This window comes from Methanocaldococcus sp. FS406-22 (assembly GCF_000025525.1).
GTDB lineage: Archaea > AGJL01 > Methanococci > Methanococcales > Methanocaldococcaceae > Methanocaldococcus.
Map to the genome: position 1 here is coordinate 1,049,516 of NC_013887.1, position 18,821 is coordinate 1,068,336.

The 18,821-nt window shown below is 30.9% G+C and carries 19 protein-coding genes; 7 read left to right on the forward strand and 12 right to left on the reverse strand.

Going from position 1 to position 18,821, the window contains the following annotated elements; translation table 11 throughout:
• The first annotated feature begins 240 nt into the window (after positions 1 to 240).
• Positions 241 to 1,416, forward strand: coding sequence for an NAD(P)/FAD-dependent oxidoreductase (locus MFS40622_RS05235; RefSeq protein WP_012980637.1), 1,176 nt, complete (start codon positions 241 to 243; stop codon positions 1,414 to 1,416).
• On the opposite strand, the gene pheA is transcribed toward MFS40622_RS05235, so the two are convergent.
• From pheA to cutA, 6 genes are all read right to left on the reverse strand, one after another.
• The gene (gene pheA, locus MFS40622_RS05240) at positions 1,413 to 2,231 is read right to left on the reverse strand and encodes a prephenate dehydratase (RefSeq protein ID WP_012980638.1); all 819 of its coding nucleotides are present in this window, start codon (positions 2,229 to 2,231) and stop codon (positions 1,413 to 1,415) included. The two genes, MFS40622_RS05235 and pheA, sit on opposite strands and share 4 nt — an antisense overlap.
• Before the next feature lie 13 nt (positions 2,232 to 2,244).
• Positions 2,245 to 2,922 carry a class I SAM-dependent methyltransferase gene (locus MFS40622_RS05245; protein WP_012980639.1) on the reverse strand — a complete coding sequence of 226 codons (678 nt, stop codon included), beginning with the start codon at positions 2,920 to 2,922 and terminating at the stop codon, positions 2,245 to 2,247.
• Positions 2,919 to 3,206: a hypothetical protein gene (locus tag MFS40622_RS05250; protein WP_012980640.1), complete on the reverse strand. Its 288-nt coding sequence runs from the start codon at positions 3,204 to 3,206 to the stop codon at positions 2,919 to 2,921. The genes MFS40622_RS05245 and MFS40622_RS05250 overlap by 4 nt, the downstream gene beginning before the upstream one ends.
• A gap of 92 nt (positions 3,207 to 3,298) precedes the next feature.
• Positions 3,299 to 4,273 (reverse strand): methanogenesis marker 2 protein, encoded by a 975-nt coding sequence (locus MFS40622_RS05255; RefSeq protein WP_012980641.1) that lies wholly within the window; start codon positions 4,271 to 4,273, stop codon positions 3,299 to 3,301.
• 157 nt (positions 4,274 to 4,430) lie between these two features.
• Positions 4,431 to 5,678 carry a phosphoglycerate kinase gene (locus MFS40622_RS05260; RefSeq protein WP_012980642.1) on the reverse strand — a complete coding sequence of 416 codons (1,248 nt, stop codon included), beginning with the start codon at positions 5,676 to 5,678 and terminating at the stop codon, positions 4,431 to 4,433.
• Between the two features lie 68 nt (positions 5,679 to 5,746).
• Positions 5,747 to 6,052 carry a divalent-cation tolerance protein CutA gene (gene cutA / locus MFS40622_RS05265; RefSeq protein ID WP_012980643.1) on the reverse strand — a complete coding sequence of 102 codons (306 nt, stop codon included), beginning with the start codon at positions 6,050 to 6,052 and terminating at the stop codon, positions 5,747 to 5,749.
• Positions 6,053 to 6,166: 114 nt separating this feature from the next.
• Between cutA and hemB the strand changes: the two genes are divergently transcribed.
• From hemB to MFS40622_RS05285, 4 genes are all read left to right on the forward strand, one after another.
• Positions 6,167 to 7,135 carry a porphobilinogen synthase gene (hemB, locus tag MFS40622_RS05270; protein WP_012980644.1) on the forward strand — a complete coding sequence of 323 codons (969 nt, stop codon included), beginning with the start codon at positions 6,167 to 6,169 and terminating at the stop codon, positions 7,133 to 7,135.
• Between the two features lie 203 nt (positions 7,136 to 7,338).
• Entirely contained in the window at positions 7,339 to 7,929 is a 591-nt protein-coding gene (locus tag MFS40622_RS05275; RefSeq protein WP_012980645.1) for an RraA family protein, read from the forward strand.
• 69 nt (positions 7,930 to 7,998) lie between these two features.
• On the forward strand, positions 7,999 to 8,574 hold the full coding sequence (locus MFS40622_RS05280; RefSeq protein ID WP_012980646.1) for a TIGR00267 family protein: 576 nt from the start codon (positions 7,999 to 8,001) through the stop codon (positions 8,572 to 8,574).
• Positions 8,575 to 8,584: 10 nt separating this feature from the next.
• The gene (locus MFS40622_RS05285) at positions 8,585 to 9,082 is read left to right on the forward strand and encodes a DUF2115 domain-containing protein (protein WP_012980647.1); all 498 of its coding nucleotides are present in this window, start codon (positions 8,585 to 8,587) and stop codon (positions 9,080 to 9,082) included.
• 135 nt (positions 9,083 to 9,217) lie between these two features.
• On the opposite strand, the gene MFS40622_RS09475 is transcribed toward MFS40622_RS05285, so the two are convergent.
• Both MFS40622_RS09475 and pfdA read right to left on the reverse strand, forming a co-directional pair.
• The gene (locus MFS40622_RS09475) at positions 9,218 to 9,382 is read right to left on the reverse strand and encodes a hypothetical protein (RefSeq protein ID WP_012980648.1); all 165 of its coding nucleotides are present in this window, start codon (positions 9,380 to 9,382) and stop codon (positions 9,218 to 9,220) included.
• Entirely contained in the window at positions 9,363 to 9,806 is a 444-nt protein-coding gene (pfdA, locus tag MFS40622_RS05290) for a prefoldin subunit alpha (RefSeq protein ID WP_012980649.1), read from the reverse strand. Before pfdA ends, MFS40622_RS09475 begins: the two co-directional genes overlap by 20 nt.
• 222 nt (positions 9,807 to 10,028) lie before the next feature.
• Between pfdA and MFS40622_RS05295 the strand changes: the two genes are divergently transcribed.
• Together MFS40622_RS05295 and MFS40622_RS05300 are read left to right on the forward strand one after the other, a co-directional pair.
• Positions 10,029 to 11,372: an FAD-dependent oxidoreductase gene (locus tag MFS40622_RS05295; protein ID WP_012980650.1), complete on the forward strand. Its 1,344-nt coding sequence runs from the start codon at positions 10,029 to 10,031 to the stop codon at positions 11,370 to 11,372.
• Positions 11,373 to 11,397: 25 nt separating this feature from the next.
• Entirely contained in the window at positions 11,398 to 12,555 is a 1,158-nt protein-coding gene (locus tag MFS40622_RS05300; protein ID WP_012980651.1) for a hypothetical protein, read from the forward strand.
• Here MFS40622_RS05300 and sppA read toward each other — a convergent pair.
• The 4 genes from sppA to fdhD form a co-directional block, all read right to left on the reverse strand.
• Positions 12,544 to 13,488: a signal peptide peptidase SppA gene (gene sppA, locus MFS40622_RS05305; RefSeq protein WP_012980652.1), complete on the reverse strand. Its 945-nt coding sequence runs from the start codon at positions 13,486 to 13,488 to the stop codon at positions 12,544 to 12,546. The two genes, MFS40622_RS05300 and sppA, sit on opposite strands and share 12 nt — an antisense overlap.
• 16 nt (positions 13,489 to 13,504) lie before the next feature.
• Complete coding sequence (gene yhbY / locus MFS40622_RS05310; RefSeq protein WP_012980653.1) at positions 13,505 to 13,894, reverse strand: ribosome assembly RNA-binding protein YhbY; 390 nt, start codon at positions 13,892 to 13,894, stop codon at positions 13,505 to 13,507.
• 123 nt (positions 13,895 to 14,017) lie between these two features.
• Entirely contained in the window at positions 14,018 to 18,133 is a 4,116-nt protein-coding gene (locus tag MFS40622_RS05315; protein WP_012980654.1) for a DEAD/DEAH box helicase, read from the reverse strand.
• Positions 18,121 to 18,795 carry a formate dehydrogenase accessory sulfurtransferase FdhD gene (fdhD, locus tag MFS40622_RS05320; protein WP_012980655.1) on the reverse strand — a complete coding sequence of 225 codons (675 nt, stop codon included), beginning with the start codon at positions 18,793 to 18,795 and terminating at the stop codon, positions 18,121 to 18,123. The genes MFS40622_RS05315 and fdhD overlap by 13 nt, the downstream gene beginning before the upstream one ends.
• Between the last annotated feature and the right edge of the window lie 26 nt (positions 18,796 to 18,821).

Genomic DNA, 18,821 nt, shown 5'->3' on the forward strand with positions numbered 1-18,821 from the left:
TTTTAAACTTAAATAAGCAGTATCCATTTTCCTTTTTTAAGAAAAAGTTATTTTCCCAGTTTTCTAATTTGTAGTTTTTTCCAAGTCTATTTAGTGCAGACACTAATACTGAAGGAATCGGACCCACCTTACGAAACATTAATAAAAATTCAAATAATTTTTGAAAGAGATAAAATTAACTTTAAATTAATGTAATAATTATTATATAAACTTAACTTCATTTATTATGGGGTGAAAAATATGACAGTAAAAATAGCTGTTGTTGGAGGAGGACCAGCAGGAAGAACATCGGCTATGTATTTGGCAAAAAATGGATTTGATGTCGATTTATTTGAGAGGGATAAGATAGGAGGAACTTGCTTAAATTATGGATGCACTTATATAACGGGGCTTAGAGAGATGGCTGACATTGTAAATAATTTGAGTATTTTAAATGGAAAAAAAGTTCATTTGGAAAAAATAATATCATTTAAAGAGCTACAGGAAAAGATAAACAAAATCCAAAATAGAATTAGGAACAAATTAGAAGAAGAAACAAAAAATTTAGGAGTAAATATAAAATACAGAGTATTTAAAGAAAAAGATAGAGAAAATTATGACTATATTGTTTATGCAACTGGAAGGAATTATCCAACTTCTTATAATGGATATGAGGTTTTAACTCACAAAGATATTCCAAATTTAAGAGAACTGCCAGAAGATATTTTAATTATTGGTGGTGGGACAGTAGGGGTTGAATATGCCTCAATATTTTCTGATTTTGGCTGTAATGTTGTTTTATATACAAGGTCCAAGATTCTGAAGGAGATTAAGGATGAGGAAATTAGAGATTATCTTATGAAGAAAGTTATAAACTTTAAAATAACTAATGATGAAGAAGAACTTAAAAAGCTCTTAAAAAATGAGGATTATACAAAAATCTTAGCTATTGGTGGAAAAGGTAGATTTGAGACGGATGAATATTTAAGAGTTTTAAATGAAGAGAAGGTTTATGCCTGTGGGGATTGTGTAATAAATAAAGGAGGAAATACACCAATCTCAAGAATGGAGGGGAGAGTAGTAGCTCAGAACATCTACAATGAGATAAACAATAATTCCCTAATAAAGCCAAATTATGAACTAATTCCAAAAACTATAAGGCTGTCTCTCACTATCTCTTATGTAGGAAAGCAAACAAATGAGTATAAAATAATAAGAAGCTGTGTTGGAAAAGGCAATTTCTTCAAAGTTTTACATGGAGTAGGGATAAATAAAATCTACTATGAAGATGGAAAGATTGTTGGGGCTATAATTATGACACCTTGTGCTGAGATTCTTCCATATTTCACCCAGTTAATTAAGGGGATAGATGTTTATAACAACTTCATGGAGGTTCATCCATCAACTGACATCTTTTACAAAGAGTTTAGAGGTTAATCAAAAACAGGATACCTTCCTAAAAGAATAATAAAGGTTGTATGCCTTTCTAAAGCATTTAAAATATCTTCTAACTTTTCCTTGCTATCTTCAAAGTCAATGTAAAATATATAAGCTCCCAATCTCTTTTTTGAAGGTCTTGACTCAATTCTTGTTAAGTTTATATTTCTATCAGCAAACTCCTTCAAAATATGATACAAAGCTCCTGGTTTATCTTCTTTTAATTCAAAAACAATTGAAACCTTATAACTTTTTGGAAGTATTTTGAATTTCACATCTCTGCCAATTAAAATAAATCTCGTTCTATTATTTTTATAATCCTCAATATTTTCATCTAATATTTTTAAGTTATAATATTCTGCTGACTCTTTTGAACCGATAGCCCCTAAAGTTTCATCTTTACTTTCAGCAACAATTTTCACGGCCTTAGCTGTGCTTTCCACTGCTTTAACATCCCAGCCATGTTTTTTTATGTAGTTTCTGCATTGAGCCAATGCCTGTGGATGGGAAATAACAGTTTTTATTTTATTTTTATCATAGCCAATTAAATTGTGGTGTATATCTAAAGCCAATTCCCCCAATATCTTAATATCTTTAAATTGCAATAACAAATCTTGAGTTAGAGATACAGATCCTTCAATAGAGTTTTCTATTGGAACTACTCCTAAGCCATTGTTATCTACCTTTTCAAACACATCATATATGGAATTGCAGTAATCTATTTTGTAATTGCCATCAATGTAGTCTAAAAATTTCTTTGTGGCTATCTCGCTATAAGTTCCTTTTGGTAATGTATAGATTATCGTTTTATCCATTCTATCACTCTTATTATTCTTTCACCATCTCAATAATTAAGAACTGCCCTTTATTTTTAAAAATTTTTGAGAGTTTTTTATCCATAGGTTTCCAATATCCTATAATTTTTGATAAAATTATTGGTGGGAATATCTTAAAAATTGAAGGTAAAAAATATACTGAATTTGAATAGACAATTTTAAATCCATTTACCTTAAAATCTTCAACAGATAACGGCTTATGAAAGATTTCAAAATCATTAAAAATCTCTTCTTTAATTAAGCTGTCTCTATTTATAACAACAACTATTAAATGCCCATTATTTTTTAAAACCCTTTTTATTTCATTTAGAGCTTTTAAATAATCTACATGCTCCAACACATTTATACATAAAACTAAATCAAATGTGTTATCTTTAAAAGGCAAATGTAAGATATTAGCACAAATCTTTCTCTCTTTGAGTTTAAATTTTTTAAGTAAATTTAACGATATATCTAAATATATAGCATTAAAATCTTTTGTTAGATTATAAAAAGCTCCAAAGCCACATCCACAATCTAAAACCAAAAAATCTTCTTTATTTTCAAATTTTTTTAATAATTTTTTAAGTTCATCAAAAATTAGCTCATCAGCAAAATTCATAAGAAGCTTTATATAATTTGGGAAATCTTCTGGTTTCCATTTATCATAAAAATCTTTAACTTCCCTCATAATACCTCACATGTTAGTGTGTATATTATCTCATCTTCAAACAGCTTTTTTATTTTTTCTTTAATCTTTTCAATCTCTTCTCTGTCTAATTCTTCTTTTAGCTCTTTATCAAGCATAAATCCGCATCTGTAATAATAGCTATCCTCTGAAATTAAGGCTAATTCTGGATACTCAATAGATAAGATTTTCACATCTTCTCCCAAAATTTTTAAAACCTCTTTAAATGCTTTTTCAAAGTTAAATCCTTCTCTTACATAAAAAACAGCATCTACAGCTAATTTCATATTATCCCCCAATTTCTTTTAATATTTTATTTTCTCTTCAATGTTTGTCACTATCTTATCTAAAACTTAAAAAAACTAAGATTTATTAAAAATCAACAGCCACAGATAAACTCTTTCTCAAAATCAAAAATAAGCTCTTTCTTTTCACCATCAGTAATATACAATTTCTTTTCAGCTATAACTTCTCCACAAATCTCTGCTGTCATCTCCACATCTTCAAAAATATCTCTAATCTCTTTGAAGTTCTCTTCCTTTGCAGTTAAAACATATCCACTACCTGGATAAACCTTAAGCCAGTGGATTAAATCAATCTCCTCTGGTTTAGGGATTTTAGTTATATCAACAACTCCCCCTTTCCTTGAAACCTCTAACAACATACCCAAAGTTCCAATAGCTCCTGGATTACTGATATCTTTACATGAGTTAGCTAACTTATTCTCTGCAATATAAACTAAAGCATCCATCTGGGCTTTAACTAATTTCTTTGATTTCATGGTTGTTGTGTCCCAATTTAATGGAAATGATTTATAAATCTGCCCAACCAAGTCATAGGCAAAGATTATTTTATCTCCAATTTTTGCATTATCACTTCTCAATATACAATCTTTTTTAGCAATTCCAGTTATAGAAACATCTAAAACATTACACATAGCATCTGGATGTGTGTGCCCTCCAACCATTGGCACGCCAAACTTTTTTACTCCATCTTTAACTCCTTTTAAAACCTCTCTGCAGATATCTTTATCTCTTATGCTGATTATATTGGTCATCCCTATGCACTTTCCTCCCATTGCCGCTATATCCTTACAATTAACTAAGACAGAGCAGTAACCAGCCCACCACGGGTCTGCTTCTAAAAGCTTTCCCCAAATACCATCGGCAGCTAACAAAATGGCGTTATCTCCATCTATGCCTATAACTGCAGCATCATCACCAAAATCAACAATAATGTTGAATTCGTAATCCTCATCATCAAAATCAAACGTTTCAACAACATCTTTAATAGCTACCTTTCTTAAAATCCCTTCAAAGTTTCTTATCTCATCAACAACCCTTTTTAAATCCATAGAATCCCCTTTCTTTTTGGTAATATCACTTACTTAATTTTTAATACCATTTCTTTTAAAACTTTCGATTTGTTCTTATTTCAAATATTTCCAATTCACTCAAACACTAAAAATTATAACAATTTAGAATTAAAAAATTAGAATTAATCTATTGATTTTATCGCCCCTTATACTTCTTATATGATTCCTTAAGCATCTCAATTACTGGCAACTTTTCTCCAGCTAAGAAATCTAAGGTAGCTCCACCTCCTGTACTGACATGGTCTATTTTATCAGCAATGCCAAATAACTCAGCTGCAGCAGATAAATGCCCTCCTCCAATAACAGAAAATCCTTTTGAGTTAGCTATTGCTTTCAACAACTCTTCAGTACCTTTTGCAAATGCCTCTTTCTCAAACACACCAGCAGGACCGTTAGCTACAATGGTATTTGCCTCATTAATAATTTCACTGTAAAGCTTAATAGTTTTTTCTCCAATATCATTAATTAAATGCTCTACTTTTTCATCTTTATTTAAATCAGCTTCAACTCTCTCCTCATCAATATTTAGAGCTACATCAATAGGGACAACAATTTTATCTTCAAATTTATCTAACAACTCTTTAGCAATCTCTATCTGGCTTTTCAATCCAAGATTTTCAATAACTTTTTCATTAACTCCTAAATCATACCCCATAGCTACAAGGAAGATATTAGCAACAATTCCTGAGGTTAAAACCTTATCTGCTGTTCCATTCTCTAAAACATTTTTCATAACTCTTATTGAGTCATCTGCTTTAGCTCCACCTAAAACATAAACGCAAGGCCTTTCTGGATTCTCTAAAACTTTTGATAAAATTCCTACTTCTTTCTCCATCAATCTTCCAGCAATCATTGGCATATAATAGGAAAAACCAACTAATGATGGTTGAGCCCTGTGTGCAGCTGCAAAGGCATCATTAACAAAATAATCGAAAAGAGGAGCTAATCTTTTAATTAAATTTGTCTCTGCCTGTTTTTTTGGTGTAATGTCCTTCCATTTTTTCCAATCACTTAAAACTTCTTCAGAATAAAACCTAATGTTTTCTAATAAAATGACATCTCCACATCTCATATTAATTATTGCTTCTCTCGCTGTAGAGCCTATAACTTCATCAATATACTCAACCTCTTTTCCAATAACCTCTGACAACACTTTGGCATGATTTTTTAATGTTGTGAAATCTTTCTTCCCTGGCCTACTTTGGTGGGCTAAGATAACAACCTTAGCATTTTTGTTTATAAGCTCTGTAATTGTGTTCTTAATCTCCCTAATCCTCTTATCATCTAAAATCTCTCCTGTATTTGGGTCTATTGGACAGTTTATATCTACTCTCAAAACTACTCTTTTCTCATCAAAATTAAAGTCATCCAACGTCAAAAACATGACTATCCCTCAAAAATCTGTAAGTGATATGTTGGGTATTTTTTATTTTAATAGGAAGTTTATAAATTTTATCCAACAACATCCTTTAGCCATTTTATATACTCCTCATTCACATCTTCAACATCCATCTTCATAATTAAGGGGGTTGAGTAAGGGTGCAATTCCTTAATAACATTTTTTACCTCTTCCCATTTATCATCATCTGTCTTTAAAATAGCTCCTATTTCATTATCTTCCTCAATCTTCCCTTCCCACCAATATAATGCCTTATGCTCTCTTAAATTTGCACATGCTATTAGCTTTCTCTCAAGAAGAGCATTAACTACTTTTTCAGCACTTTCCCAATCTGGAAATGTTGTATATATAACAATCATGATAATCACCAAAATTTAATAAATAACTCTCACTTATAATTTAACTAATTTTAACTTTTATAAATTAATTTTTTAAATATTTTATGTGAAAAATAAAAATTAAGGTGAGTGTTAATGTTAATAAGACCAAGGAGATTAAGAAAAAACCAAAAAATTAGAGATTTAGTTAGAGAAACAGTCTTAACAAAAAATGATTTAATAATGCCAATCTTTGTAGATGAACATTTAAAAGGGAATGAAAAAAAGAAGATTAACTCAATGCCGAATCAGTATAGGTTTAGTGTGGAAGGAGCCATAGAAGAAGCTAAGAAGATAGCTGATTTAGGCATTCCAGCTGTAATATTGTTTGGTATTCCAAAATATAAGGATGAAATAGCAAGCTCTGCCTATGACAAAAATGGGGTTGTGCAGAGAACTATAAGGGGAATTAAAGAGGAGTTAGGAGATGAACTTTTGGTTATTGCTGACTGCTGTTTGTGTGAATATACAAGCCATGGACACTGCGGAATAGTTAAAAATGGAAAGATATTAAATGATGCTACCCTCCCTATATTGGCAAAGATAGCTTTATCCTATGCCGAGGCTGGGGTTGATATCGTTGCTCCTTCAGACATGATGGATGGAAGAGTTAAAGCTATAAGAGAGGTTTTAGAGGAAAATGGCTATGATGATGTTGCTATAATGAGCTATTCTGCCAAATATGCATCATCGTTTTATGGGCCTTTTAGGGAGGCTGCTGAAAGTGCTCCAAAGTTTGGAGATAGAAAGAGCTATCAGATGGACATTGGAAATGCAAGAGAAGCAATGAAAGAGATTGCCTTGGATATAGAGGAGGGGGCTGATTTGATTTTGGTTAAGCCGGCTCTACCATACTTAGATATAATAAGGATGGCTAAAGATAGGTTTGATGTGCCTATTGGTGGTTACTGCGTTAGTGGGGAGTATGCAATGGTTGAAGCAGCAGCAAGAAATGGATGGTTAGATAGGGAAAAGGTTATTTATGAAATACTGCTAAGTATAAAAAGGGCTGGAGCTGATTTTATCATTACATATTGGGCTAAGGAGGTTGCTGAAAAATTATAGTTTTGCAAAAGTTATCAAATTAAAAATGAAGATTTGAACGCCTTCCCAAAGGAAGGTGTTCATAAATACCTTATTGTATTTCAAAATGTTTTAACAACCCATAGGACTTCGTCCTATTGGGATACCTAATAAGTTTTTGATGAAACTTTTCCTAAAAGTTTCTTTCAAAATGTTTTGCAAAAACTATATTATAAGGGAGATTTATGAACATCTTAAAAAATTTTTCAGTCCCTAACTTATGTGATGCTGGAGCTAAGCCGTTAAAGGGCATTAAACCTATTTTAGATAATCAAAAGATTGTTTTTGGTGAGGCTATAACTGTAAAAATAAGCTATAATGACTGGGGGACTTTAATTAAAGCTATAAGCTTTGCTAAAAATAAAATTATTGTTGCAGAGGTTGTTGGAGAAGGAAAATATGAAACAGCAGTTTGGGGAGGTTTAGCTTCACTAAATGCCAAAATTAAGGGAGTTAGAGGGGTTGTTATAGACGGATGTGTTAGGGATGTTGAGGATATAAAAGCTCTAAAGTTCCCAGTTTTTGCAAAAAATTTCTGCCCAAATGCAGGAAAACCTTTAAATCTTGGAGAGATAAATGTTGCTGTGAATTGTGGTGGAGTTGTGGTTGAGCCAGGAGATATAGTTATTGGAGATTGCAATGGAGTGGCAGTTATAAAAAAATCCTCTCTTCAAGAGGTTATTGAGAATGCTAAAAATATAAAGGAGAAAGAAAGAAAAATTAAAGAAAGGATATTAAGAGGGCAAGATTTAAGAGATATCTTAAACTTAGAATAAACAGAATAAATAAATATATATAAATATTGAATATAAAGATTATAACAATAAAAATCTGCAGGGTGATATGTGTTGAGAGTTCCGCGTAGTCTGAAACCTATACTAAATAGAATAAACGGAGAGGCAGAAACGAGATACATAGTTAGAGGGCTTATTGATGGTTCTCTATCGGCTCTTGGGGTTGTTATTGGTGCGAGTGGTTCAGCTGATGCATCTGTTATTATTGCAGCAGGATTGGGAGGAGGTATAGCCAACGGTTTATCAAATATCCTTGGGGCATTCACTGCTGAAAAGGCATCATTAGAAAGGGAAAGAATACAGAAAGAAAAAAGCCTTTTAAAAAAGAACGGCTATTTAAAGAAGTCAATAATTTACAAAAAAGCTATTAGAGAGACGATGATTTGTGGACTTATTGATGGAATATCAACAACTATTGGTTCAGCACTTCCAGTAGTACCGTTCTTTTTATTTGATATAAAAACAGCTCTATATGTGGCTATAGGTATAACTATAGCCATACTGTTTATATTGGGAGTGTTTATAGGAAAGATTTCTAAGGAGAATGTTGTAATTTCAGGAATAAAGATGGTTGCTGGAGCTTTAATTGTAGCAGTTCTATGCTTTATGGTAGAGAGGGCTTTTTAATGGGAAGATTATGAAGGCAAAAGAATTATTTGAAAAATTAAAGAAAGAGCTCGATAATTTTAGCATATATGATATAATGATGATTAGAAGCTTTATTGAGAGGGATGCTAAATTTCTTCCAGAAAAATACAAAAATCATTATATTGAGGCAATGATGAAGTATTTAATTGAGACATTTAACGAGATTAAAAAGAAAAGAGTTGAAGAAATCAAAGATGAAGAAATTGACGAGAAGAAGTTAAATGAGATGCTTAATAGGATTGAGAGGTTTAGAAAATATTATACTCCAGATGAGGAGAGATTTATAAACCTTTCAAAAATTCTTTGCCCATACTTAGCTTTTATTGCTAAAAAGCCATTACATCCGGAGTATTTGACATTTCCCGGAAATGTAAGAATTATTAAAAAAGGTAATAGTTATTACTGCCCAGTTAAGAATAAACAGCTTAACGAATACTCCCTCTGTGAGTTCTGTGTTGCTAAAAGTATTGACGAATTGCAGAATTAGTGGTTTTTCAAAATATTTTGAGATAACTAAGGCACTGATGAACACCTTCTTTTAAGAAGGTGTTCAAATATTTCTTATAATTTTAATAAGTTTTGAAAAACCACTATAAAACAAAAAATTAAGTAAAAAATTAAGTTAAGCTTCTTTTTCGTTAATTTTACTTTTTAGATAATTTATTGCCTCTTCCTTAGTAACTTCTATCCAAATTCCTGACATCTCAATATATATCCTCCTCCCCTCTGGAAGAGATTTCAAGAAGTTAATTACTTCCTGAAACTCATTATTCACTGTTTTTTTCATTTTCTTCCTCTTCTGCTTTTTCTTCCTCAGGTGTTTGCTGAGCTTCTGCAATTAAATCCTCTATTTTTGCATACAATTCAGCAATTGCCTGCTCTAAGACTAATCTAAATGCCAACAGCTTTTTAATTTCATCTTCAATATATTTCAATGCCTCTTCATACTCTAACTCTGCAGATATATTCTGCCCAACTGAAACAACAACCTTGTCCATTTTTTCAACTTTCATCTCTACTTGAGCTATACTACCGACAGGGACTAAGACAGTTTTTCCCTCTCCTAAGGTTTTTAAACCTTTTAATGTTGCTAATGACTGTCTCAATGTCGCTATTGTCGCATCCAATCTTCCAATTTCAGCTCTTAGACCTTCAATCTGAGCTATGTATGCTCTAACGGCTTCATTTATGTCTAAGACTTCATTTGCCATATTATACCCCCTCTTTTTGTTATTTATTCTATTTTTCTATTTTTAAGTTATTTTTAATATTTCATAGGAAATTTACTTCACAATTATTGTATTAGTTAGAAGTTCTATAAAAACTTTTTGGTGAAGTTCATATTTGTGACATAACTATAATCATCAAAAAGAATATAAAAGAAACTACTTAATAGAAAGCTTAATATCCTCACAAAAAAAGATGGTGAGTAAATGAGAGCTGTAATTATAGGAAGTGGAGCTGCTGGATTAACAACAGCATCAACGATAAGAAAATACAACAAAGATATGGAAATTGTTGTAATAACAAAAGAAAAAGACATTGCCTACTCACCATGTGCAATTCCCTATGTTATTGAAGGGGCAATAAAAAGCTTTGATGACATAATTATGCACACACCAGAGGACTACAAAAGAGAGAGAAACATCGATATATTAACTGAAACGACAGTTGTAGATGTTGATTCAAAAAATAACAAGATAAAATGCATAGATAAAGATGGAAATGAGTTTGATATGGATTACGATTACTTAGTCTTAGCAACTGGGGCTGAGCCTTTTATTCCTCCAATTGAAGGTAAAGATTTAGAAGGAGTTTTTAAGGTTAGAACTATTGGAGATGGTAGAGCTATATTAAAATACATTGAAGAAAATGACTGCAAAAAAGTTGCAGTTGTTGGAGCTGGGGCTATTGGATTAGAGATGGCCTATGGTTTAAAATGCAGAGGTTTAGATGTATTAGTTATTGAAATGGCTCCGCAAGTGTTACCAAGATTCTTAGACCCAGATATGGCAGAGATAGTTCAAAAGTATTTGGAGAGAGAAGGAATTAAGATTATATTATCAAAACCATTGGAGAAGATTGTTGGTAAGGAGAAAGTTGAAGGAGTTTGTGTTGATAAAAAGTTATATGATGTTGATATGGTTATTATGGCTACTGGTGTAAGGCCAAATATTGAATTGGCTAAAAAAGCTGGCTGTAAAATAGGAAGATTTGCAATTGAGGTAAATGAGAAGATGCAAACCTCTATCCCAAACATATATGCTGTTGGAGACTGTGTAGAGGTTATAGATTTTATAACTGGAGAGAAAACACTATCTCCATTTGGAACAACTGCTGTAAGGCAGGGTAAAGTTGCCGGTAAGAACATAGCTGGAGTTGAGGCAAAGTTCTACCCAGTTTTAAACTCTGCTGTTAGTAAAATAGGAGAGTTAGAGATTGGAGGGACTGGATTAACTGCCTTCTCTGCCAATTTAAAAAGAATTCCAATAGTTATTGGTAGAACCAAGGCATTAACAAGGGCAAGATACTATCCAGGAGGAAAGGAGATTGAGATAAAGATGATATTCAATGAAGATGGTAGAGTAGTTGGATGCCAAATTGTTGGTGGAGAGAGGGTTGCTGAAAGGATAGATGCTATGTCCATAGCAATATTTAAAGGAGTTACTGCAGAGGAGCTTGCAAATATGGAGTTCTGTTATGCTCCACCAGTTTCTATGGTGCATGAGCCATTGTCTTTAGCTGCAGAAGATGCTTTAAAAAAGCTTGAAAAATAAATTTTTATTTTTTAGGTGATGAGAAATGTATCAGTGGTTATATCCCATTATAACAGCAGTTGAAGCATTTTTAATAATCATATTTTTTAATAACCCTATAAATTTCAATTTTTTATTTGTAAATTTATACCTTAGAATTTCAGTAATATTTATTATGCTTTTGTTAATAGTTATAAGTCCTTATATTGTAGAGTGGTTTCTTAGTAGGATATCCTGTATATTTAAAAATACTAAAAATGATATAGACCGTTATTTGCAATTACTTGAGTTGTTTGCAGGATTGATTATTCTACTCAACATTTCGATATTTACTCTATTAGTATACTTAATATGGACTAACAGCACAAGCTTTGAAGTAGTTTCAAATATCCTAGATGCGATATATAACCAAAAATCTGAGATAATAGCACAAATTAGTAGACTATTGATTAATAGTTATAAAAATGACTTAAGATTGTGGATGTTTATTGTCTATTTTGTTTCATCTATTTACTTAGCTATTAAAAAACCGTTGAGAATACTTAACTACAGTATTACCGAAGTTAAAATAATCGGGATGTTGTATCTTCCTTTTATGTTAGGAATTCTTTTTTTCATACTTGCAGGTATATGCATTATAAAAAATTTTTCATTTTTACTATTTTTTTCGATTCCTGTTTTCTTTATCATGGGATTGTCTGGTAAAATATACAATAAATATAAAAAGATTATAAGCAATTATGAAAATGTTGAAAGTCTCTGGAAGAGGTTAACTGATAATCAAAATAATAATTTTAAAAATGTTATTGATGAAATATGTGCGGGAGGAACAACATTACACATATTCTTATGGTCTTCTGCTATAATGTTGTTAATTATGTCATTTTTAGATAGTTGCTGTACAATTATAATTTATATCTTCTTACTGTCTATCATTTTATATCTTCACTGGGCAGTCGCAGTTTTCTTTAACCCTATTCAAAAAATAGAAGAAATTAAAATTATTGGAGAAAATAATGGCCAATATAGTTTAATAAAAGACGCTTACCTTATAGAAGAAACAGATAAAGAATATTCTATAATTTATAAGGATTTTCTTAAAAATAAAAGCAATATCTTGAAAGTCCCAAAAGATTCTTGTATCTTAAAGAATATAAAAACCCCATTAGATGAAATTAATGATAATGAAAATTCAGCTCAATAACTCAACTCTTCCATTAATTTTTTCCATTCCATATAAAACTTCTCCAATTCCTTTTCCAATTCCATAGCCTAAATAGTATGCAATATAGTCAAGTCCAAATAGTCCCCTATTTTCCTCTAAACCATACTCAACAATTTCAGGATTTGAGACATTGGCAAGTTCTTCCAATTTTTTCAAAGCAGTTTCTTCAGTTCCAACCTCATCAACCAATCCAACTTTTTTAGCATCCTCTCCAGTGTATATTTTCCCATCTGCTATTTTTAAGGTGTAATTTATGCTTAAATGCCTATGCTCTGCCACCCATTTGACAAAATCCATGTATGTTTCATTTATCATCTTTTGCAAATATTCCTTTTCTTCTTTAGTCATTGGTCTAAATGGAGAACCAATATCCTTATACTTCCCAGCTTTTATTGTAGTTACATTTATTCCAAGTTTTTTCATTAATCCATAGTAGTGAATTAAATCCATCCTAACTCCAATACTTCCAACTATTGAGTGTTTTTCAGCAACTATATAATCTGCAGGAGCTGAAACCATATAAGCCCCAGAAGCATCTAAACCCTCAACATAAACAACCACTGGCTTTTTCTTTGCCAATTCTTCAACTTTCCTTGCTAATTTTTCACTTGCTATAACTTCCCCTCCAGGAGAATTAACAATTAATAAAACACCTTTAACTGAATCATCTTTTTCTAATTTATCTAATAAATTTATATAATACCTTGCATCTTTTTTAGTTTCTGGGAAGAGGCTATCATCTTGATTATAGTCAAAATAGATTTCATTGCATAAATAAACCTTGGCTATTTTTTCCCCACCAAACAAATCAATATTTTCTCCTGATAAACTTATAACTAACAATATACTTACTCCTACTAAACTAATTAAAATTATAAAAAGAATTAGAAGGATGATATAGATTTTTTTCATTATCTCCCTCAATTATTTATTCTTTAATTGCCTTCTTCTTAAACTTCTCAAATAATTCAATAATTTTCTCATCCTTTTTAACCTTTTTCTTTGGTTTTTTAGCTAAATACTTTTTCCACCCTTCCCTTGGTCTAAATAAAGTTATGACATGCCCAACTACACTAACAACCTCGGCATCACATGCCTTAGCAAGCTTTTCAGCAATTTCATATTTATCTTCATATAATAAGGCAGCTTTTCTTACTTTAACTTTTATCAAACCTCTTTCTTTCAACTGTCTATCAACCTCTTTAATAACCTTCTCACTTCCTTCCTTTCCAACCCATACAACAGGTTCTAAGTGATGAGCTTTAGCTCTAAGCATTCTCTTCATTTTTCCAGTAAGTTTTCTTTTTTGTTCTTCCATAAATATCACCAAAATAGTTTTTAATTTTATTACTGTAAATTTTTATTATTTATGTTATAAAGATTAAAAATAGTTAATGCAAGATATGGGTTTTAAACTATATAAATCTTAATGTTATCCTATTTATTTCTTTCCTTTTTCTTTCATCGAAATGAATTCCATAACCTTTCTATGCAACTCTTCAATCATTTTCTTCTTATCTTCCATAAACACAACATCTGATGAGGCAGAAACAACCAAATTAAATGCAAATGGTGAAGGTGAAGGCAACTCTAAATAATAAACCTTCCTCTTCTTAATTTTTTCAAAGTAATCTAAGGCATTATCAATATCTAAGCTATCCTCTAAAATCTCCCTCAATGTTTCTCTATATAAGGGATGATTAACCTCTTTGCAGTATTTTAAAAGCATCTCAGCATTAAACTGCTGTCTATCAACACTTATCCTCCTATTCATATACTTTCTCAAAATCATAAACCCTCTTGTAGCAACATGCCTAAACCTTCTTTTTAAAATTTCACTCCTCTCAATACTTTCTTTCACATTTTTAACAATATCTAAGTTAAAAAGCTCAACAATATCTGCCCTCTTTATCTTCCTATTTTTTGGGAGTATTAAAGCAAATCCATAATCATTCACTGAAATTCTAACATTACATTTCTTTATTTTTGATATATAGTTGGCAAATGCCCTTGCTAATGCCTCATTAGCTCTCCTTCCAGCTACAAAGTGGAAGATGTAATATCTTCTCTTCTCCTCCTCAAAGCTCTCTATTAGCATTTTTTCATCATCTGGAACTACAGCAAATTTATCCTGCTCATCTATATAGCTTTTAATTGCCTTAGCTGTCTTTTCATCGACCTCATATTTTTCTTTAATATCTTTAATATCTGAAGATAAAACTTCTTTCCTAAATCTTTCAATATCTAATGCTAAGTCATAAGCTAAAGGCAACTGCTCTGAAAACCATGCTGGAATAGTTGGTCTTTCATCAAAAACTTCTTTAACCCTAATTTTATTTCCTCTACCTCCCAAATATTTATAAGTTCTTCCTCCTAATACGAAGATATCTCCTTTCATCAACTTCTCAGCAAACTCCTCCTCAACTTCTCCAACATATTTTCCATCTGCTATAACATCAACTGCTGTCTCATCAGGAATAGTTCCAACATTCATATAATATATAGCTCTAACTGTCTTTCCTCTCTTTCCAAATTTATTATCTTTAAGCCAGATTTTTGCATAGACATTTTTTTCTTCAATTCCACCAGCTAAATAATTTAAGACATCTAAGAAATCTTCTTTACTCAAATCTTTATAAGGATAGGCTTTTTTAATTAGGTTGTATGCTTCATCTACATCCCAAACCTTCTCTAATGCCATTCCAACTAAATGTTGAGCTAAGACATCCAAACAGTTTTTTGGAATATGAACTTTATCTATTCTCCCAATTTTTGCATCATAAGCGAGAACAACATTCTCTACCAAATCATCCCTATCAAATGGAATTATTATCCCTTTACTTTTCTCATGCAACCTATGTCCACTCCTACCAATCCTCTGCAAAGCTCTCGAAACACTCTTTGGTGAGCCGAGAAGAATAACCAAATCAATACTTCCAATATCAACTCCAAGTTCAAGTGATGTCGAACTATTTTTTGAAATAAAGTTATTTACAATGTAATTTCCTGTTTTTGAGTTTATAATTCCATAAACTTTTTTAAGCTTTATAGATTTTATTTCTTTTATTCTATCAAAGAATATATCGCCTTCAGCCAATCTTAATAAGGACTCAATCTCTTCTATTACTTCTTTATTGTTAGTTTTTTTAGCATAATCTAAATATTTGTTCATGAGTTTTATTAAATTCCTTCTACTTATCTGCCTCTCTCCAACTTCAACTCTTTGTGGATTATAGAATTTTTCTTTCTGAAGCTTATATGTGCTTATTCTCAATTTCTCTCTAATTTCTCTCAATTTCTTTCCAATGTTTGGGATAATATCTATATTACAATAACCCGCTGAAAATGCCTTTTTTATTAACTCCCTATCTTTTGTTCTCCAAATGTCCAATATATTAATAGCTTTTTCTAAATACTCTCCTCCTAATATTGATACAGTGTAAGAAACTCCTCTTTTCTTTATAATCCTCCCATTTAATTCATTTTCATAATTTATTTCTTGTTTTCTTACAGATGACATAATCCCAAAATACAGCAATAAATCCCTTATTCCTTCAGCAAACCTCTTATTAAATGTTGAAAATCCAATTGAGTATAGTTTATTATCTTTTTTTATTTCTAAAAACCCGTCACCATCAAAATAACCAGATAAAAATGCCTTTTTATGCTCTAATGGAAGTTTATATAAAATCTCTGGAAACATTCCATTTTTTGATTTTCTCTTTTTATTACCTACCAAATTTTTAAACATGGTTTCTAAAACTGATGAAGATATTTCTAAGCAGTAGGTTGATTTATTAGCTCTCCTATAATGTGGTTTCATATTTAATTCTTCTATTATTCTTTTTTCATATTCTTTTAATAGTTGCAAATCAGAGGAAAATAATCTTAAACATCCTGAAGTCCAAGAACCATCAGCCATCCAAAATCCAAGTAATCTGGCTAAAAATGGTGTAAATGTTTTTATTTCCATGGGATATTTTTTCTTATTTGTTCTTATTATCTCAATATCCTCACTCTCAATTTTTATACTCAATATTTTTTCAATTTCTCTCAATACTTTTAATTTAAATGGACTTTCTCCTCTTAACTTTGCATTAAAATGACTTTTTTCCATCCCAATAATCTTTGAGAAGTTTTTTGAAGTTCCATATTTTTCTTTAATCTTCATCCTAATTTTTTCGAGAGTTGATTTTTTTAATCCAACATAAGCGTTATCTGGCAATAAATCCAGTATATTAATTTTCTCTCCATCATTCGGATACTTTCTTAATACTGCAATATAGTCTCCAACTTTTAAAGTTCTGCTTTCAACCCATTTTAATTCTCCATTAGCAATAGTTAAAAACCTATGTTCCTTTGTGCATTTAATTTCAAAACCAAGATTGGTTTTTATTAAAAATCCGTCATTGTTGTAATCTCTTATATGTGGTTTATCAAATTCAGTAAATTTTCCCTTAAAGTTATCAATTCCCAAGATTTTGTTATTGCTTTTTAAATCTTTTATTTCTATAAGCCCATTATTGGTTAATATCTTAGTATCTGGTGATACACAAACAACTACCTTAAGTTCTCCTTTTTTTAATTTCTCTTCAACTTCCAACCTATGTTCTCTACTTAAAGATGAGTGATGAGTTTCTACTTTCTCAACTCCCAACTGCTTTAAATAAAATGCTACCCTCTCAGTAGCACTTCTCGTATTTGTAAATATTAAAGTTGTTTTATGCTCTTCTATGAGTTTTTTTAATAAGCTATACAACCTTTTACTAATTTCCTCTGAAGGTGTGTAGATAAAATCATCTACTGGTGAAATAACTCTTATCTCAATCTCTTTTTTATAGCTAACATCTACAATATAGCAGTCTCTCCCATTTCCAACTAAAAATTTAGCTACTTCAGTTAATGGGTGAATAGTTGCTGATAAACCAATTCTTATGAAATTGGCAATTCTATTCAACCTCTCTAAAGATAGGGAGAGATGAACTCCTCTTTTGTTTGTTAAAGCATGGATTTCATCAACTATCACATACTTAATTCCACTTAACAGTTGAGAAAATTTTGGTGAATTCAAAGCTATAGCTAAAGATTCTGGCGTAGTTATTAAAATATGAGGAGGTTTTTTCAGCATTCTTTGTTTTTGTGAGCTTGTTGTATCACTCGTTCTAACAGCTACTCTAATCTCATCCAAATCTATATTTAATTCCTTAGCAACTTCATAAATCTCTTTTAAAGGCTCTTTTAAATTTCTTTCAATATCGTTATTTAAAGCCCTCAGTGGGGATACATAGAGAATATAAATTCTATCTTCCAATTTATTTTCCATTGATAATTTTATTAATTCATTTATCCCAGCTAAAAAAGCAGATAATGTCTTCCCACTTCCAGTTGGTGAGCAAATTAAAACATTCTTCCCTTCATGTATCTCCTTAATTGCATATCTTTGTGGTGGCGTAAATGTCTTATATTTTTTTCTAAACCATTCTTTTACTGGCTCTTCTAAAATTTCATAGATTTCTTCATCAGAATACTCTTTTTTTAAATACTCTACTCCTCCCATAATCTCCCAGAATAAATATTAAATTTCCCATTTCTTGCAAAGCCAATTAGTAAGATATCATTTTTTTCTGCCAATTCTATAGCTTTATTTGTTGGTGGAGATTTTGAGATAATAGCACTTAAACCACTATTTACAGCCTTTTTAACAATCTCATAAGGGATTCTCCCACTGTAATGTAGAATTAGTCCATTTAAGTTATAATTGTTTAGGACAGCGTAGCCGATAACTTTATCAACGGCATTATGCCTACCAATATCCTCAACAAAAATTATTCTCTCTCCATTCAAATTAAACAATGAAGCCCAGTGAAAACTCCCAGTAATTTTCCAGTATTTGGCTTCTATTTTATAAGAGATTATTTTTTTGATAGTCTCAATATTTATCTTTGGTTTTTCTCTTTTTTTGTTTTTTTCATTTTTATTTTTTTCTCCAAAAATATATATGCTGTTTTTATCTACCTCAACTTTATCAATTCTATTTAAAAACCCCTCATTAATTGCAAACCCAACCCCAAATTCATTTAAAAAAGAGGGGGATAAAGAAAGATTTTTAACCAACTCTCTATTAATAAAAATATTGTAGGTTTCTTCAACAGCCACGTAATCATAAACATCATAAAAATTTTTACCGTCAAACTTTTTTATTTTTACCTTTTTAATCATATATACCCCCAACTAATATATATTTA

What these genes read in the sequence shown, in the direction of transcription:
- MFS40622_RS05255 (WP_012980641.1), bottom strand. Translation starts at nt 4,273, where the DNA reads ATGGATTTAAAAAGGGTTGTTGATGAGATAAGAAACTTTGAAGGGATT.
- MFS40622_RS05300 (WP_012980651.1), top strand. Translation starts at nt 11,398, where the DNA reads ATGTATCAGTGGTTATATCCCATTATAACAGCAGTTGAAGCATTTTTA.
- MFS40622_RS05250 (WP_012980640.1), bottom strand. Translation starts at nt 3,206, where the DNA reads ATGAAATTAGCTGTAGATGCTGTTTTTTATGTAAGAGAAGGATTTAAC.
- fdhD (WP_012980655.1), bottom strand. Translation starts at nt 18,795, where the DNA reads ATGATTAAAAAGGTAAAAATAAAAAAGTTTGACGGTAAAAATTTTTAT.
- hemB (WP_012980644.1), top strand. Translation starts at nt 6,167, where the DNA reads ATGTTAATAAGACCAAGGAGATTAAGAAAAAACCAAAAAATTAGAGAT.
- pfdA (WP_012980649.1), bottom strand. Translation starts at nt 9,806, where the DNA reads ATGGCAAATGAAGTCTTAGACATAAATGAAGCCGTTAGAGCATACATA.
- MFS40622_RS05260 (WP_012980642.1), bottom strand. Translation starts at nt 5,678, where the DNA reads ATGTTTTTGACGTTGGATGACTTTAATTTTGATGAGAAAAGAGTAGTT.
- MFS40622_RS05235 (WP_012980637.1), top strand. Translation starts at nt 241, where the DNA reads ATGACAGTAAAAATAGCTGTTGTTGGAGGAGGACCAGCAGGAAGAACA.
- MFS40622_RS05275 (WP_012980645.1), top strand. Translation starts at nt 7,339, where the DNA reads ATGAACATCTTAAAAAATTTTTCAGTCCCTAACTTATGTGATGCTGGA.
- MFS40622_RS05285 (WP_012980647.1), top strand. Translation starts at nt 8,585, where the DNA reads ATGAAGGCAAAAGAATTATTTGAAAAATTAAAGAAAGAGCTCGATAAT.
- cutA (WP_012980643.1), bottom strand. Translation starts at nt 6,052, where the DNA reads ATGATTGTTATATATACAACATTTCCAGATTGGGAAAGTGCTGAAAAA.
- sppA (WP_012980652.1), bottom strand. Translation starts at nt 13,488, where the DNA reads ATGAAAAAAATCTATATCATCCTTCTAATTCTTTTTATAATTTTAATT.
- MFS40622_RS09475 (WP_012980648.1), bottom strand. Translation starts at nt 9,382, where the DNA reads ATGAAAAAAACAGTGAATAATGAGTTTCAGGAAGTAATTAACTTCTTG.
- MFS40622_RS05245 (WP_012980639.1), bottom strand. Translation starts at nt 2,922, where the DNA reads ATGAGGGAAGTTAAAGATTTTTATGATAAATGGAAACCAGAAGATTTC.
- MFS40622_RS05295 (WP_012980650.1), top strand. Translation starts at nt 10,029, where the DNA reads ATGAGAGCTGTAATTATAGGAAGTGGAGCTGCTGGATTAACAACAGCA.
- MFS40622_RS05315 (WP_012980654.1), bottom strand. Translation starts at nt 18,133, where the DNA reads ATGGGAGGAGTAGAGTATTTAAAAAAAGAGTATTCTGATGAAGAAATC.
- pheA (WP_012980638.1), bottom strand. Translation starts at nt 2,231, where the DNA reads ATGGATAAAACGATAATCTATACATTACCAAAAGGAACTTATAGCGAG.
- yhbY (WP_012980653.1), bottom strand. Translation starts at nt 13,894, where the DNA reads ATGGAAGAACAAAAAAGAAAACTTACTGGAAAAATGAAGAGAATGCTT.